15 protein-coding genes are annotated in these 16,447 nt (G+C 69.6%); 11 read left to right on the top strand and 4 right to left on the bottom strand.

From position 1 onward, the window contains the following. Positions 1-31 precede the first annotated feature (31 nt). The 7 genes from tsaE to hslV all read left to right on the top strand — a co-directional run bounded on the left by tsaE (position 32) and on the right by hslV (position 9,568). Positions 32-535, top strand: coding sequence for a tRNA (adenosine(37)-N6)-threonylcarbamoyltransferase complex ATPase subunit type 1 TsaE (gene tsaE, locus KCI33_RS01270; protein WP_212522929.1), 504 nt, complete (start codon positions 32-34; stop codon positions 533-535). Beyond that, positions 522-1,553 (top strand): phosphotransferase, encoded by a 1,032-nt coding sequence (locus tag KCI33_RS01265; protein ID WP_212522928.1) that lies wholly within the window; start codon positions 522-524, stop codon positions 1,551-1,553. The genes tsaE and KCI33_RS01265 overlap by 14 nt, the downstream gene beginning before the upstream one ends. Further along, positions 1,529-2,227, top strand: a complete 699-nt coding sequence (locus KCI33_RS01260) for a nucleotidyltransferase family protein (RefSeq protein WP_212522927.1) — start codon at positions 1,529-1,531, stop codon at positions 2,225-2,227. The genes KCI33_RS01265 and KCI33_RS01260 overlap by 25 nt, the downstream gene beginning before the upstream one ends. Next, positions 2,220-5,162, top strand: a complete 2,943-nt coding sequence (gene addB / locus KCI33_RS01255; RefSeq protein WP_212522926.1) for a double-strand break repair protein AddB — start codon at positions 2,220-2,222, stop codon at positions 5,160-5,162. Before KCI33_RS01260 ends, addB begins: the two co-directional genes overlap by 8 nt. Further along, the gene (addA, locus tag KCI33_RS01250) at positions 5,159-8,539 is read left to right on the top strand and encodes a double-strand break repair helicase AddA (RefSeq protein ID WP_212522925.1); all 3,381 of its coding nucleotides are present in this window, start codon (positions 5,159-5,161) and stop codon (positions 8,537-8,539) included. Before addB ends, addA begins: the two co-directional genes overlap by 4 nt. A gap of 37 nt (positions 8,540-8,576) precedes the next feature. Further along, positions 8,577-8,897, top strand: a complete 321-nt coding sequence (trxA, locus tag KCI33_RS01245; protein ID WP_212522924.1) for a thioredoxin — start codon at positions 8,577-8,579, stop codon at positions 8,895-8,897. A 110-nt stretch (positions 8,898-9,007) separates the two neighbouring features. Beyond that, positions 9,008-9,568: an ATP-dependent protease subunit HslV gene (gene hslV / locus KCI33_RS01240; RefSeq protein WP_212522923.1), complete on the top strand. Its 561-nt coding sequence runs from the start codon at positions 9,008-9,010 to the stop codon at positions 9,566-9,568. A 110-nt stretch (positions 9,569-9,678) separates the two neighbouring features. Here hslV and KCI33_RS01235 read toward each other — a convergent pair whose 3' ends face one another. Further along, positions 9,679-10,353 (bottom strand): 5'-methylthioadenosine/S-adenosylhomocysteine nucleosidase, encoded by a 675-nt coding sequence (locus KCI33_RS01235; protein WP_212522922.1) that lies wholly within the window; start codon positions 10,351-10,353, stop codon positions 9,679-9,681. Between the two features lie 133 nt (positions 10,354-10,486). On the opposite strand from KCI33_RS01235, the gene hslU reads away from it, so the two are divergent. Beyond that, positions 10,487-11,797 carry an ATP-dependent protease ATPase subunit HslU gene (gene hslU / locus KCI33_RS01230; RefSeq protein WP_212522921.1) on the top strand — a complete coding sequence of 437 codons (1,311 nt, stop codon included), beginning with the start codon at positions 10,487-10,489 and terminating at the stop codon, positions 11,795-11,797. 77 nt (positions 11,798-11,874) lie between these two features. Next, positions 11,875-12,981, top strand: a complete 1,107-nt coding sequence (locus KCI33_RS01225; protein WP_212522920.1) for an alpha/beta fold hydrolase — start codon at positions 11,875-11,877, stop codon at positions 12,979-12,981. Positions 12,982-12,994: 13 nt separating this feature from the next. Here KCI33_RS01225 and KCI33_RS01220 read toward each other — a convergent pair whose 3' ends face one another. From KCI33_RS01220 to KCI33_RS01210, 3 genes are read right to left on the bottom strand one after another with little or no spacing between them, the layout of a single operon-like run. Beyond that, on the bottom strand, positions 12,995-13,597 hold the full coding sequence (locus KCI33_RS01220) for a Smr/MutS family protein (RefSeq protein WP_212522919.1): 603 nt from the start codon (positions 13,595-13,597) through the stop codon (positions 12,995-12,997). A 3-nt stretch (positions 13,598-13,600) separates the two neighbouring features. Continuing rightward, on the bottom strand, positions 13,601-14,635 hold the full coding sequence (locus tag KCI33_RS01215; RefSeq protein ID WP_212522918.1) for an MltA domain-containing protein: 1,035 nt from the start codon (positions 14,633-14,635) through the stop codon (positions 13,601-13,603). After that, positions 14,632-15,300, bottom strand: a complete 669-nt coding sequence (locus KCI33_RS01210) for a Tim44/TimA family putative adaptor protein (protein WP_212522917.1) — start codon at positions 15,298-15,300, stop codon at positions 14,632-14,634. Before KCI33_RS01210 ends, KCI33_RS01215 begins: the two co-directional genes overlap by 4 nt. 109 nt (positions 15,301-15,409) lie before the next feature. Between KCI33_RS01210 and KCI33_RS01205 the strand changes: the two genes are divergently transcribed. After that, positions 15,410-15,886, top strand: a complete 477-nt coding sequence (locus KCI33_RS01205) for an FxsA family protein (RefSeq protein ID WP_212522916.1) — start codon at positions 15,410-15,412, stop codon at positions 15,884-15,886. Between the two features lie 58 nt (positions 15,887-15,944). Then, positions 15,945-16,445, top strand: coding sequence for a protein-export chaperone SecB (gene secB, locus KCI33_RS01200; RefSeq protein ID WP_212522915.1), 501 nt, complete (start codon positions 15,945-15,947; stop codon positions 16,443-16,445). Positions 16,446-16,447: the final 2 nt, after the last annotated feature.

Raw genomic sequence — 16,447 nt, 5'->3', positions numbered from 1 at the left:
AGGGGCCGGAGGGGACGGTAAAACTGCCGCCATGAGCAGCGCCACCCTTTCCGCCACGATCCCCCTGCCCTCGGAACAGGACACCGCCATGCTGGCCGAACGCGTCGGCGCGCTGGCGGGGCCGGGCGACGTGCTGTTGCTGTCCGGGCCCATCGGCGCGGGCAAGACCCATTTCGCCCGCGCCCTGATCCGCGCCCGCCTCGCCGCGCATGGTCTGGTTGAGGACATCCCCTCGCCCACCTTCACCCTGGTGCAAAGCTACGAGGCCGGGCCGCTGGAGATCTGGCATGCCGATCTCTACCGCCTGAGCCACCCCGACGAGGTGATCGAGCTGGGCCTGATCGACGCCTTCGAGACCGCGCTGTGCCTGGTCGAATGGCCCGACCGGCTGGGCGAGTTGGCGCCGCCTGCGGCGCTGCGGCTCGACTTTGCCGCCCTGCCCGACGGCACGCATCGGGTGGCGCTGTCGGGCGACGCGGGCTGGGCCGCGCGTTTGGCCGCAACAGTCAAGGATTTCCCGCATGCCAACCCCTGAGCGCGGCGTCCTGATCGACGCCTTTCTCGCCCGCGCCGGCTGGGCCGGGGCGGCGCGCGTGGTGCTGGCGGGCGATGCCTCGAACCGGCGCTACGACCGGTTGACCGACCCGGCCGCCGGCGCAAGTGCCGTCCTGATGGACGCGCCCCCCGAAACCGGAGAGGACGTGCGCCCCTTCGTCCGCATCGCGCGGCACCTGCGCGGCCTCGGCCTCAGCGCGCCCGAGATCCTGGCCGAGGACGCCGACCGCGGCCTCCTCCTGCTCGAGGACCTGGGAGACGCGCTCTATGCCCGCGCGATCGCCGCCGATCCGGGCCTCGAGACGCCGCTTTACGAATGCGCCATCGACCTCTTGGCCGAGTTGCACCGCCACCCCGCCCCGGCGGATCTGGCGGCCTATGATCCGGCCACCATGGCGCCACTCGGCGCGCTGCCCTTCGACTGGTATCTGCCCGCCGTCGCCGCGGCGGCGCCGGGCGAAAAGCAGGCATTTCAGGCCGAGTTAGAAACCATTCTGGCCCGCTATTGCGACGACACGTCGGTTCTCGCCCAGCGTGATTATCACGCCGAGAACCTGATCTGGCTGCCCGGGCGCGCCGGCATCGCCCGCGTCGGCCTGCTGGATTTCCAGGACGGCATGGCCGGCCACCCGGCCTATGACCTCGTCTCCCTGCTGGAGGATGCCCGACGCGACGTGCCCGCCGCGCTGCAACAGGCGATGATCGCGCGCTACATCGCCGCCACCGGGGTCGGGCGCGCGGCCTTCGCCGCCGCCTATGCCTGCCTCGGCGCCCAGCGCAACCTGCGTATCCTCGGGGTCTTCGCCCGGCTTTGCATCCGGGACGGAAAGCCGCATTATGTGGATCTGATGCCCCGCGTCTGGGACCATCTGCAGCACGATCTCGCCCATCCGGCTCTGGCCGGGCTGCGCGAGCGCGTCGCGCGGCTGATCCCGGCCCCCGACGCCGAAATCCGCGAAAGGATCAAGGCCCGATGCCCGACCACCCCAAAGCCCTGATGCTCTACGCCGCGGGATTCGGCACGCGCATGGGCGCGCTGACCGCCGCCCGCCCGAAACCGCTGATCGAGGTGGCCGGGCGGCCGCTGATCGACCATGCGCTCTCTCTGGCCGAGTCCGCCGGGGTGGCGCCCGTGGTGGTGAACGCGCATTACCGGGCCGACCAGATCGCCGCGCATATCGGCGATCGCCCCGGCGTGCGGATTTCGCACGAGACGCCCGAGATCCTCGACACCGGCGGCGGGCTGCGCCAGGCGCTGCCGCTGCTGGGACCGGGGCCGGTCTTCACCCTGAACACCGACGCCGCCTGGACCGGGCCGAACCCGCTGCACACCCTCGCCGCGGCCTGGGATCCGGCGGTCATGGACGCGCTGCTGCTGCTGGTGCCGCGCGACCGGGCGCGCGGCCACGCCGGCCAGGGCGATTTCGCGCTGCACGCCGATGGCCGCATCTCGCGCGGCGGCGGCTTCGTCTATTCCGGCGCGCAGATCCTGCGCCCCGACGGGCTGGCCACCATTCCCGACCGGGTGTTTTCGCTGAACCTGCTGTGGGATTCGATGCTGACCGACCAGCGAGTCTTCGGCGTCGTCCATCCCGGCAACTGGTGCGATGTCGGAAGCCCCGAAGGCATCGCCGCGGCCGAGGCGATGCTGGCCGAGGCGCGCGATGTTTGACGGCCGCGGCCCCCGCCTCTTCGGCCTGCCGCCCGGTGCCGATTTCCCCGCCGCCCTGCTGAACGGGCTGGAACAGAGACTGTCGGGCCAGCCGCCCGAGGCCTGGGCGCGGGTGGAGATCTTCGTCAACACCCACCGGATGCGGCGGCGCCTGTCGGCGCTGTTCGACGCGGGCCCGGCGCGGCTCCTGCCCTGCATCCGCCTTCTGACCGAGCTGGGCGATGGCCCCGCCTCGGCCGACCTGCCCCCCGCCGTGCCGCCGCTGCGCCGCCGGCTGGAACTGGCACAGCTCGTTGCCCGGCTGGTCCAGCGCGCGCCCGATCTCGCCCCGCGCGCCGCGGTGTTCGACCTCGCCGACAGCCTGGCCGGGCTGATGGACGAGATGCATGGCGAGGGTGTCGATCCGTCGGCGCTGCATGACCTCGACGTTTCGCACCTCTCGGCGCATTGGGCGCGCACCCGCGCCTTCATTTCCATCGTCGAGCATTTCTTCGGCGAGGCCGTGCAGGAGGCCCCCGACGCCGAGGCGCGCCGCCGCCTCGTGGCCCAGCGCCTTGCCGCGCAATGGGCCGAAAACCCGCCGATGCATCCGGTGATCGTCGCCGGCTCCACCGGCTCGCGCGGGGCGACGGCGCTGTTCATGGAGGCGGTTGCGCGCCTGCCACAGGGGGCGGTGGTGTTGCCCGGCTTCGATTTCGATCAGCCCGCCCATGTCTGGGACCGGCTGGACGACGCGCTGACCGCCGAGGATCACCCGCAATTCCGCTTCCGCCGGCTGATGGACGCGCTGGAGCTGACTCGCGCCGATGTCTCGCCCTGGGCGGCGGATTCGGAGCCTAACCCGGCCCGAAACCGCCTGATTTCGCTGGCGCTGCGCCCCGCGCCGGTGACCGATCAGTGGCTGGAGGACGGCCACAGGCTGACCGACATCGCCAAGGCCGCCGCCGCCATGACCCTGATCGAGGCGCCCTCGCCCCGGGACGAGGCGCTGGCCATTGCCCTGCGTCTGCGCCAGGCCGCCGAGCACGGCACGACGGCGGCGCTGATCACGCCCGACCGGATGCTGACGCGCCGCGTCGCCGCCACGCTCGACCGCTGGGGGATCGAGCCCGACGACAGCGCGGGCACGCCGCTGCCGCTATCCGCGCCGGGGCGGTTTTTCCGCCATGTTGCGTCTCTCTTCGGTCAGAAAGTGACGGCCGAGGCGCTGCTGACGCTGCTGAAGCATCCGCTGACCGCCACCGGCTCCGACCGCGGCCCGCATCTGCTCTGGACCCGCGAGCTGGAGCTGTCGCTGCGCCGCAACGGCCCGCCCTTCCCCACCGCCGCGGATCTGCGGCACTGGGCCCGTGCGCGCGACCGGGACGACGGGCGTGCGGACTGGGCCGAATGGCTGGCCGGATGCCTGGACGGCATCGACGCGATCGGCGCCCGACCGCTCAGCGATCATGTGGAGACCCATGTGGCGCTGGCCGAACGTCTGGCCCAGGGCCCGCAGGGCGACGGCGCGGGCGCCCTGTGGGACGCGGCGGCCGGCGAAAAGGCCCGCACCGCGCTGGACGAACTGCGCGCCGAGGCCGGATATGGCGGCGAGATGTCGCCGGCCGACTACGCCAATCTCTTCCATTCCGTCCTAAACCGCCACGAGGTCCGCGACCCCAAGCTTCCGCATCCCGGCATCATGATCTGGGGCACGCTGGAGGCGCGCGTGCAGGGCGCCGACCTGGTCATCCTCGGCGGGCTGAACGAGGGGATCTGGCCGCAGATGGCCCCGCCCGACCCCTGGCTGAACCGCGACATGCGCAAACGGCTGGGCCTGCTGCTGCCCGAGCGGCGGATCGGGCTTTCGGCGCATGACTTTCAGCAGGCGGTGGCCGCGCGGGAGGTGATCCTGTCGCGCGCCGTGCGCGATGCCGAGGCCGAGACCGTCGCCTCGCGCTGGCTCAACCGGCTGACCAACCTGCTGCGCGGGCTGCCTGATCAGGGCGGGCCCGAGGCGCTGAGCGCGATGTGCGCGCGCGGCCGGGCGTTGCTGGACATGGCCGAGGCGTTCGAGCGGCCCGACGTCCCCGTGCCGCCCGCGCCACGCCCGGCCCCCTGCCCGCCCGTCGCCGCGCGGCCCGCCCGCCTGTCGGTGACCCGGATCAAGACGCTGATCCGCGACCCCTACGCGATCTATGCGGCCTATGTGCTGAACCTGCGCCCGCTCGACCCGCTGCGCGCCGAGCCCGACGCGCTGCTGCGCGGCACGATCCTGCACAAGGTGCTGGAGGATTTCCTGCGCGACGGCGTTCCGGGCGACCCGGCCGAGGCGAAGGCCCGTTTCCTGGCCACCGCCGACCGGGTGCTGACCGAACACGCCCCCTGGCCCGCCGCGCGGCGCATGTGGCGCGCGCGGCTGGCGCGCGTGGCCGACAGTTTCGTCGCCGACGAGGCCGCGCGGAACGCCCGCGGCAACTGGGTCGCGCTGGAGCGGAAAGGCTCTGTTTCACTGCAAAACGGCTTTACCCTCACCGCCGAGGCCGACCGGATCGACCGGCTGAACGCGGGCGGGCTGATGATCTACGACTACAAGACCGGCACGCCGCCCAGCGAGCCGCAGATGAGGGAATTCGACAAGCAGCTCTACCTTGAGGCCCTGATCGCCGAGCGCGGCGGCTTTGACGCGCTGCCCCCCGAAACCGTGGACGGGGTGGCCTATATCGGGCTGGGCGCGAAACCCGGCGAGTTCCCGCACGAGGTCGATGCCGAACTGCTGGGCACGGTCTGGACCGAGCTGCACGAACTGATCGACGCCTATTCCAGCGCGACGCAGGGCTACATGCCCCGCCGGATGCTGGAAAAGCGCGAGGAGGTGACCGATTACGACCAGCTGTCGCGCTTCGGCGAATGGGACGAAAGCCAGCCGGCGCAACTGATGAAGGTGGGCGAATGAAACGCGATGCCGCCACCGAACGGCAGGTCCAGGCCGCCTATCCAGGCAATTCCACCTGGCTGTCGGCCAATGCGGGCTCGGGCAAGACACGGGTGCTGACCGACCGGGTGGCGCGGCTGCTGCTGGGCAATGTCCAGCCGCAGCACATCCTGTGCCTGACCTACACCAAGGCCGCGGCCTCCGAGATGCAGAACCGGCTGTTCCGGCGGCTGGGCGAATGGGCGATGCTGGACGCGGAGACGCTGACCGGCAAGCTGCGCGAACTAGGGCTGGAGGGCGAGATCCGCGACGAAACCCTGCGCGAGGCGCGGCGGCTGTTTGCCCGCGCGATCGAGACGCCGGGCGGGCTGAAGATCCAGACCATCCACTCCTTCTGCGCGTCGCTCTTGCGGCGGTTCCCGCTGGAGGCCGGCGTCTCGCCGCAATTCGTGGAGATGGACGACCGCGCCGCGCGGCGGTTGCGCGCCGATATCCTCGAAGACCTCGCCGACGGCCCCGCCCCCGAGGTTTTCGACGGCATCGCCGCCTGGTTCACCGGCGACGATCTCGACAGGCTGGTGGGTGACATCGCCAAGCACCGCGATGCCTTTCCGGCCGAGCCCGATGCGGGCGCGATCTGGGACATGCTGGACCTGCCGGCGGGCTATGACGAGGATGCGCTGAAGGGTGAGGTGTTCCTCGGCGGCGAGGCAGAGCTTCTGGCCGATCTGCGGACGGCTTTGGACGCGGGCACGTCGACCGACGTAAAAGCCGGCGAAAAGCTGAGGCATGTCGACACCGCCGTGCCCGGCAAGGCGGATTACGAGTCTCTCGAAAGCGTGTTCCTGTTCGGGTCCGGGGCGAAAGAGCCGTTTTCGGCCAAGATTGGCTCTTTTCCCACCAAGAAAACGCGCGAGGCCAACCCCGACCTGAGCAGCCGGGTCGAGCCGCTGATGTTGCGGATCGAGGCCGCACGGCAAAGGCGCCTTTCCCTCATCGCGGCGCGCAAGACGCTTGCGCTGCACCGTTTCGCCGCCGCCTTCCTGCCGGAATACGAGGCGCGCAAGCTGCGCCACGGCTGGCTGGATTTCGACGACCTGATCCTCAAGGCGCGCAACCTGCTGACCGACCGCAGCGTGGCGGAATGGGTGCTCTACCGTCTCGACGGCGGGATCGACCATATCCTGGTGGACGAGGCACAGGACACCAGCCCCCTGCAATGGGAGGTGATCGACCTGCTGGCGCAGGAATTCACCTCCGGCCAGGGCGCGCGCGACGTGGCGCGCACGATCTTTGTCGTGGGGGACCAGAAACAATCGATCTATTCCTTCCAGGGGGCCGATCCCGACGGCTTCGACCGCATGCGCCGGCATTTCGCCGAGCGGTTGGAAAACGTCTCTGTTTCACTGGAAAACCTGCTGCTGGAGTATTCCTTCCGTTCCTCGCCCGCGATCCTGCGGGTGGTCGACGCCACCTTCCCGGAACATGACCGGGCTGGCTTGGGCGATGAGGTCAGCCACCTGGCCTTCCGCAGCGAGATGCCGGGGCGGGTGGACCTGTGGCCCCTGGTCGAGAAGACCGAGAAGCCCGAACGCCCGCATTGGACCGACCCGGTGAACACGCTCTCGCCCGAGCATCACAGCGTCAAGCTGGCCGAGCGCGTGGCCGGCGAGATCAAGGCGATGATCGACCGCGGCGAAACCCTTTGGGAAAACGGCGCGCGCCGCCCGGTCACGCCCGGCGATGTCCTGATCCTGGTTCAGCGCCGCTCCGACCTGTTCCACGAGATCATCCGCGCCTGCAAGGCGGCGGGGCTGGCCATCGCCGGGGCCGACCGGCTGAAGATCGGGGGCGAGCTGGCGGTGCGCGATCTCAAGGCGCTCCTGTCCTTCCTGGCGTTGCCCGAGGACAGCCTGTCGCTGGCGACCGCCCTGCGCTCTCCGCTGTTCGGCTGGGACGAGGCGCGGCTTTACGACCTCGCCGCCGGGCGGGGCGAGAAATACCTGTGGGAAGCCCTGCGAAAGCGGTTTCCGGCCGGAACAGAGCCTTTTGGCATCCTCGACGCGCTGCTGAAGGACGCCGATTACCTGCGCCCCTTCGACCTGCTGGAGCGCATCCTCACCCGCCATGACGGGCGGCGGAAACTGATCGCGCGGCTGGGCGAGGAGGCCGAGGACGGGATCGACGCGCTGCTCAGCCAGGCGCTGGCCTATGAGCGGATGGAGGTGCCCAGCCTCACCGGCTTCGTCACCTGGCTGGAAACCGAGGAGGTGGAGATCAAGCGCCAGCTCGATGCTGCCGGCGACCGCATCCGGGTGATGACGGTGCATGGCTCCAAGGGGCTGGAGGCGCCGATCGTGATCCTGCCCGACACCGGCAAGCGGCAGCCGCCGAAACCGGGAGAAATCGTCACCGACGCACAGGGGCGGCCGATCTGGAAACCGGCCGCCAGCGACAGCCCGGACGCAGTGAACGAGGCCCTGAACCAGCAGAGAACGCGTCAGGAGGAGGAGCGACAGAGGCTGCTTTACGTCGCCATGACCCGGGCCGAGCAATGGCTGATCACCTGCGCCGCGGGCGACCTGGACAAGGGCAAGACCTGGTATGAGCGGATCGCGGCGGGCATGGAACATGCCGGCGCGGTGAAACATGATTTCGGCTTCGGCCAGGGGCTGCGATACGAAACCGGCGATTGGGGCGGCGCGGCGGTCGCGGCGAAAGCCCCGGCCGCACCTGCGGCTGTCGCCCTGCCGGATTGGGCCCGGGCGCGCGCCGCGGTGCCGGAACGGCCTGCCGCCGCGCTGGCGCCCTCGGACCTCGGCGGGGCAAAGGCGCTGCCGGGCGAGGGGGACGGTCTGGACGAGGCCGCGGCCATGCGGCGCGGCACGTTGCTGCACCTGCTGCTGGAGCATCTGCCGGGCACCGACCCGGCGCAATGGGACGCGCTGGCGCCGAAACTGCTGCGCCAGGCCGAAAACCCGCCCGATCCGGCCGAAACAGAGACGCTTCTGGCCGAGGCGCGCGCGGTGCTCAGCGCCCCCGACCTGGCCCATGTCTTCGCCCCCGGAACGCTCGCCGAGGTCGATGTCAGCGCCAGCCTGCCCGCGCTTGGCGGGCAGCGCATCCGCGGCGCCATCGACCGGCTGATCGTGGAAAAGGATCGGGTGCTGGCGGTGGATTTCAAATCCAACGCCGTCGTGCCTGCGCGCCCCGAGGAGGTGCCCGACGGGCTCATGCGTCAGATGGGGGCCTATGCGGCGGCGCTGGCGGCGGTCTATCCGGGCCGCCGGATCGAGACCGCGATCCTGTGGACGCGCGCGGCGCGGCTGATGCCGCTGCCATCCGCGCTGGTCACGGCGGCGCTGGCGCATCTTGACGGGGCGGGGGCCGCTCCATAGGTTCCAAACCCAACGCATCTTGCCGAGGAGAACCAGCATGGCAACCGTCGCCGTCACCGATGACACGTTCGACGCCGAAGTGAAACAATCCGACATCCCCGTCGTCGTGGATTTCTGGGCCGAGTGGTGCGGCCCCTGCAAGCAGATCGGCCCCGCCCTGGAAGAGCTGTCGGCCGAGATGGAAGGCAAGGTGAAGATCGTCAAGGTGAACGTTGACGAGAATCCGAACTCGCCCGCCCAGATGGGCGTGCGCGGCATCCCGGCGCTGTTCCTGTTCAAGGACGGCCAGGTGGTGTCGAACAAGATCGGCGCCGCGCCCAAGGCCGCGCTGCAGGCCTGGATCAACGAGTCGATCTGACCGCGGCGACATCACCGGAATTCGGGGCGCCTCGGCGCCCCTTTTTCATGGGCCGCTTGTGCCCGTCCGCCACGCCGCCATATTGGAAGGCAGCACAAAGGAGGCCCGAAATGGCAGACGACCAGTTTCCCGGATGGCACGGCACCACGATCATCGGCGTGAAACGCGCCGGCGAGGTGGTGATCGCAGGCGATGGCCAGGTCAGCCTCGGCCAGACCGTGATCAAGGGCTCCGCGCGCAAGGTCCGGCGCCTGTCCCCGGGCGGGCATGAGGTGGTCTGCGGCTTCGCCGGATCGACCGCCGATGCCTTCACCCTGCTGGAGCGGCTGGAGGCCAAGCTGGAGGCGACGCCCGGCCAGTTGCAGCGCGCGGCGGTGGAGCTGGCCAAGGACTGGCGCACCGACAAATACCTGCAAAAGCTGGAGGCGATGCTGATCGTCAGCGACGGCGACGAGATGTATGTGATCACCGGCGCGGGCGACGTTCTGGCCCCCGAACATGACGTGACGGCGATCGGATCGGGCGGGAATTTCGCGCTGGCCGCAGCCCGAGGGCTGATGCAGGCCACCGACCTGTCCGCCGAGGAGATCGCGCGCAGGGCAATGGCCATCGCAGCCGATATCTGCGTCTACACCAACGGCAACCTGACCATCGAAAAGATCAGCCGCTGAGGGTCTCCCGATAGCACGGGATTTGGCCGAACGCCGGGCCACGAGGGCAGCGGCCGCCCGTGGCGGGCGGGCGCTGCCCGGCGGAAACGCCGGGCGGGACGAGCGGCGTATCAGCCCAGCGTGATCGGCGCGGCCTGCGCGCCGTAACCCGCGAATTCCAGGGGTTTTTCGGCCAGCGCCTCACCGATCCGGTCGACCACCCCGGCCAGCTTCTCGTCGATGATATGCAGGTATTCGGTCCAGTCGGTCACCTCCGACAGTTCCGCGTCGCCATCGGACACCCCGCGCAGCGCGATCAGCGGCAGGTCGAAGCGGTGACAGCAGCGCAGCACGGCGAAGGTCTCCATGTCCACCATGTCGGCGTCGATCCCCTCGTAGGCCGCGCCCGAGACGATATTCGCGCCGGTCGACAGGCTCGCCTCGGGCAGGCCGGCGACGCGCAGCGGTAGCGGCAGCGTGGCGGGCATGTCGAGGAAGGGCGTAATCCCGCTCGGAAATCCCAGCGCCGAGGCGTCCATGTCGCGGTAGCTGACCGTGCTGACCTGGTAGATGTCTGTCTTGCGCAGCCTGGCCGAGCCCGCCGAACCGATCGAGATCACCACGTCGGGCAGGGCGCCCGCGGCCCGCATTTCGGCCAGGTGGTGGGTGGTGGCGATCGCCCCCTCAACCGGCCCGACGCCGGTGATCAGGGGCGTGAAGCGCGCCTGAAGATGCGGCCCGTATTCAGCCTCCGCCGCCATGACGAAAAGCGCGGTCGCGTCGCCGAAACGGGTCAGGGTGATCATCGTCTTGTCGCCTTTCCGGGAGTGGTGTCGGCATGGTATTTCGTCCCCCCGCGCGCGGGTTTCAAGGCCAATATGCTTGCGTTTGCCGCGACAGGTCTTACCTAGAGGGCCAACCAAGCAGAAGGTTTGCCCCGTGACCGATCTCAACCCCCGCGAAATCGTCTCCGAGCTCGACCGTTTCATCATCGGCCAGAAGGACGCCAAGCGCGCCGTGGCCGTGGCCCTGCGCAACCGCTGGCGGCGCAAGCAGCTGGGCGCGGACCTGCGCGAAGAGGTCTATCCCAAGAACATCCTGATGATCGGCCCGACCGGCGTCGGCAAGACCGAGATCAGCCGCCGGCTGGCGAAACTGGCCCGCGCGCCCTTCATCAAGGTCGAGGCGACGAAATTCACCGAAGTTGGCTACGTCGGCCGCGACGTGGAACAGATCGTCCGCGATCTGGTGGACAGCGCCATCGCCCAGACCCGCGAGTGGATGCGCGAGGACGTCAAGGCCGCCGCGCACCACGCCGCCGAAGAGCGCGTGATCGAGGCCATCGCCGGCACGGATGCCCGCGAACAGACCCGCGAGATGTTCCGTGGCAAGCTCAAGCGGGGCGAACTGGACAACACCGTGATCGAGCTGGAACTGGCCGAGACCGGCGGCGGCGGCATGCCGATGTTCGAGATCCCCGGCCAGCCCGGCCAGATGGGCGGGATGATGAATCTCGGTGACATCTTCGGCAAGGCCTTCGGCGGGCGCACCGTGAAACGCCGCATGACGGTCGCCGAAAGCTACGAGGTGCTGATCGGCGAAGAGGCCGACAAGCTGCTGGACGACGAGACCGTCCACCGCGCGGCGCTGGAATCCGTGCAGGAAAACGGCATCGTCTTCCTCGACGAGATCGACAAGGTCTGCGCCCGCACCGATGCCCGCGGCGGCGATGTCAGCCGCGAGGGCGTGCAGCGCGACCTGCTGCCGCTGATCGAGGGCACGACCGTTTCCACCAAATACGGGCCGGTGAAGACCGATCACATCCTGTTCATCGCCTCGGGCGCCTTCCACATCGCCAAGCCGTCGGACCTGCTGCCCGAACTTCAGGGCCGCCTGCCCATCCGGGTGGAGCTGCGCGCGCTGACCGAGGGCGATTTCGTCCGCATCCTGACCGAGACCGACAACGCGCTGACCCGGCAATACACCGCCCTGATGGCGACCGAGGAGGTCACCGTCAGCTTCACCGAGGACGGCATCGCGGCGCTGGCGCGGATCGCGGCCGAGGTCAACCAGAGCGTCGAGAACATCGGCGCGCGGCGCCTCTATACCGTGATGGAGCGGGTGTTCGAGGAACTCAGCTTCTCCGCGCCCGACCGCTCGGGCGACACGGTGACCGTGGACGCCGATTTCGTCGAAAAGAACCTGGGCGAGCTGATGCGCTCGGCCGACATGAGCCGTTACGTCCTGTAGGCCGGGGGCTGGATCGGCGCGCCCGCAACGCGTAGGACGGTAGGGGAGCCTGTCTCGCGCGTCCCCGGGGGTCCGTCATGCGCCTTGTTGCCCTTTGTCTTGCCGGTCTCGCCGCGCTGGCGGCCTGCACGCCGCGGCCCGACATCGCCGTGTCGCCGGCCGCCGCGCAGGTCGGCACCGAGGTGCCGGTCTATGTCGGCACCACGCGCCGCCCCGGCGGCGACGCGATCTTTCAGAGTGCGCGGGGCAGCCAGATCAGCTATGCGCGGATCGATGTCTCGATCCCGCCCGGGCACCAGCCAGGCCAGATCGAGATGACCGCCCGCGCCCCCGACCCGGCGCAGCATTTCATGGCCAGCCATGTTGCCCCCCAGGCCGGCGCCGACGCCTTCCGCGCCGAGTTGGCCGGGGCGCTCGCCCGGCGCTCGCCCGCCAACCGCGAGGTGCTGATCTATGTGCACGGCTTCAACAACACCTTCGCCGACGGCGTGTTCCGCACCGCGCAGATAGGCCATGATTTCGACATGCCCGGCGTCATGGTGCATTATTCCTGGCCTTCCAGCGGCAGGCCGCTGGGCTATGCCTATGACCGCGACAGCGTGCTTTTCGCCCGCGACGGGCTGGTCGCGCTGATCGAGGAGGTGAACCGCGCCGGCGCCCGGCGGGTGCTGCTGGTCGGCCATTCGCTGGGCGCGCATCTGAGCATGGAGGCGCTGCGCCAACTGTCGCTGAAGCGGGGCGGCAGCGTGGCGCCGCTGGTGGACGGGGTGATCCTGATCTCGCCCGATATCGACGTGGACGTGTTCCGCTCGCAGGCGCGGACGATCGGGCACTTGCCGCAGCCCTTCGTGATCTTTGCCTCGCAGCGCGACCGGGCGCTGGCGCTGTCGGCGCGCCTGTCGGGCGAGAGCAACCGCCTCGGCAATCTCGACACGGTGCAGAAGGTGGCCGACCTGGAGGTCGTGGTGATCGACGTCTCGGCCTATGCCGGGGGCGACTGGCTCAACCACCTGACCATCGCCCAATCGCCGGCGCTGATCCGGCTGTTCAGCAATATCGCGGCGGTCGAGGCGGCCTTCAGCGGCGATATGGCGGGGCGCACCGGCCTGTTGCCGGGCACGGTGCTGACCGTGCAGGACGCCACCGCGATCATCCTGTCGCCGGTGTCGTCGCTGGTGCAATAGGCCCTTTCGGAGCCTAGCGCGCGCGCCGCAGATAGACGTAATAGGCGCCCGCGCCGCCGTGTTTCTGATGCGCCTGCGTCACCTGCAGCACCACGCCGCCGAGGGGCGGCATGGTCAGCCATTGCGGCACCTGATGCTTCAGCACCCCCGGCCGCGACGGGATCGGGCCGTCGTCGGTCGCGCGCCGGCCCTTGCCGGTGATCACCAGCACCAGCCGCTTGCCCTCGGCATGGGCTCGCAGGACAAATCCGGTCAGCGTCGGGTGGGCGCGGGCCAGCGTCATGCCGTGCAGGTCGATCCGCGCCTCGGGGCTCAGCTTGCCGCGGGTCATGCGGGTGAAGGATTTCCTGTCCATTCGCACCGGCGCATGGGCCAGCCGGTCGGCCAGTTCCGGCGCGATGTCATGGCTGACCGGCGGCGGGGTCGCGCTCTGGCCGAGGCGGAAGTCGGGCAGGACGCGGGAAGGGGGGGTCGGCTGCACCGGCTTGGGCGGCGGCGTCCAGCCCTCGGGCGGCCCGCGCCGCTTGGGCGGGTGGAGCGGCGTCGCGGTCTCGGCGACCTTGTCCCACAGGGCGCGGTCCTCCGGGCTCAGCCCCCTGGGCTTGCGTCGGGCCATCGCTCAGCCCCCCGGCGCCAGGGTCAGCGCCTTCTCGATCGGCAGCAGGACGACCATCCGGCCCGGATCGCGCACCCGCCCCGCGAGGCGCCCGGCCGCCACGCCGGTGCCGTAGAAGATATCGGCGCGCTGCGCCCCCTTGATCGCCGAGCCGGTGTCCTGCGCGACCATCAGCCGGCGTAGCGGGCGCGCGCCGCCCTTTTCGATCCAGACCGGCGCGCCCAGCGGCGTGAACTCCGGGTCCACCGCCAGCGTCCGCATCGGCGTGACCGAGCGGTTCATCGCCCCCAGCGGGCCCTTGTCCGCGGGCACGTCGGTCAGTTCGCGGAAGAACACATAGGAGGGGTTGTGCCGCAGCAGGCTGCGGCCATCGTCGGGGTTGCGGCGCACCCAGTTCTTGATCACCTGTGCCGAGACTTGGTGGCGCGCATAGACGCCGCGCCGCACCAGCTCCGCCCCGATGGAGCGGTAATCATGGCCGTTCGATCCGCCATAGCCGACGCGCATCGCGCCGCCGTCGCGCAGCCGCACCCGGCCCGAGCCCTGCACCTGAAGGAAGAACAGCTCAACCGGGTCGTCGACCCAGACGATCTCCAGCCCGCGGCCCTCCAGCAGGGCGCGATCCTCGATATCGGCGCGGGGATACCATTGCGCGCCCGCGGCCAGCTCCGGCGGCTTGCGGTAGAGCGGATAGCGAAACCGGGCGTCGGGGCGGCGCGCGCCGTTGAGTTCAGGCTCGTAATAGCCGGTGAACAGCGCCGGGCTCTCGCCGCCGATCAGCACCGGGCGAAAGAACATCTCGAAGAACGGCCGCGCCTCGGGGCGGCCCTGGGCCAGCGCGCAGAGCGGCGCCCAGTCGGGATCGTCGAGATCGGGGCAGGTTTCGAGAAACACCTCGAGCGCGGCGTCATGGTCATCCGCGGCCCAGCCGCGCAACTCGTCGAAGCGCAAGACCTGCACCGAGGCCGCGTGTAGGGAAGGCGCCCCGCCCAACGCAATCACCGCCGCGACGGCTGCTGCGCGCAGGGCACCGGTCATTCGCCCGTGGCGACCAGCTGCCAGTTCGGGTCGGACAAGCCCATCTTGCGGGCAAAGGTCCAGACGTCGCGCTGGCGCTTGATCTCGTTGGGGCTGCCCTCGACGATCTCGTCGGCGGCGTTGCGCACGACCGAGGTCAGCTCGCCCACGAATTTCACCGTCAGTTCGGCCTCGCCGGTGTCCCGGTCGAAGCGCGCATTTTGCAGAGAAAGCTCCCGGATGCCGACGAAATTCGCCTCGATATGCAGGCCCTGCTCCTCGCGCATGCGGATCACCTGCGTGAAGCTGTCCAGGACCTCGGGCGCGAGGAACGAGGAAACCTGCGCCAGATCGCCCTTCTCGAAGGCCATCAGGATCATCTCGTAGGCGCCGCGCGCGCCGGTCAGGAACTCGCGGACATTGAAGCCGGGCTCGGCCATCTTCATCGCCGCAAGCGCCTTGGCCGCGTCCGAGTTCTCATCCACATGATCGGTGATGTCGGAATCCGCCCCGCCCTCGATCACCTCGAATTCCCGGCGCATCGCATCCTGCGGGCCGGCGCGGCGCTGCATCGGGACGGGCGGCTTTTCGAAACCTTCGCGGGTGCCGAGGACCGACCGCAGCCGCAGGATCAGGAACACGGCGATGCCGGCCAGAACCAGGAGTTGGATGATGGCAGAACTCATTTGCACCTCGTCAATGGGCCGGGGGTTGGTATCCGGGCTACACCGCACATATGTATGCCAGCGAGGGGGTCAAGTCCACTGACCCAACCCTTGTTAATGAGGATATCACATGTGGCTTTTCGTGCTGTTCCTGGCGGTTCCGCTGATTGAAATCGCGCTGTTCGTGCAGGTCGGCGGGCTGATCGGCCTGTGGCCCACCCTGCTGATCGTGGTTCTGACCGCGCTGCTGGGGACCGCGCTGATGCGCAATCAGGGGGCGCAGGCCATGGCGCAGATCCGGGACTCGTTCAACACGCTGCGCGACCCGGCCGAGCCGCTGGCCCATGGCGCGATGATCCTGTTCGCCGGCGCGCTGCTGCTGACGCCGGGGTTCTTCACCGACACGGTGGGTTTTGCCCTGCTGCTGCCGCCGGTGCGCCGCGCGGTGTTCCGCTGGGCCGGCAAGCGGGTGACGGTGCAGAGCTTCTCCACCGGTGCGAGGCCGCAGCCAGGGCCGCATCCCGGCGAGGTGATCGACGGCGAATTCACCGAGGTTCCGCCGGAAAAACGCCCCACGCACCGTCCCTCGGGCTGGACCCGGCATTGAGGCACCGATCGCTTCCTGATAATCAACGCGGTGACGCGTAATTCCGCAGGAGCGAGAGATGACCGATACCCCCGAAACCCCGGCCGCCGAGGGCCAGCAGCCGCAGATGAAACTGCAGATCCTGGGCCAGTACGTCCGGGACATGTCCTTCGAGAACTTCCTGGTCCGCAAGGGCGTGAACGGCGAGGTCACCCCGGACGTGCAGGTGCAGGTGGCCCTGGACGCCAAGAAGCGCCAGGTCGAACACCAGTATGAGGTGATCGCCAAGTTCACCATCACCTCGAAGAACAAGGCCGATCAGGCGCCGCTGTTCCTGCTGGAGCTGGAATACGGCACCATCTTCCACATCGAGAACGTTCCCGAGGATCAGCTGCATCCCTTCCTGCTGGTGGAATGCCCGCGCCAGATGTTCCCCTTCGTGCGCCGCATCGTCAGCGACGTCACCCGCGACGGCGGCTTCCCGCCGCTGAACATGGACGTGATCGATTTCGTGGCGCTCTACCGCCAGCAGATCCTGGCTCGCGCCGAGGCGCAGAAGGCCCAGGCCCCGACGAACTGAGG

Origin of the sequence: Actibacterium sp. MT2.3-13A, assembly GCF_018139985.1 — a bacterium.
Lineage (GTDB): Bacteria > Pseudomonadota > Alphaproteobacteria > Rhodobacterales > Rhodobacteraceae > JAGSOU01.
Note: the sequence above shows the minus strand (reverse complement) of the source record. Positions and strands in the feature narration are given on the sequence as shown.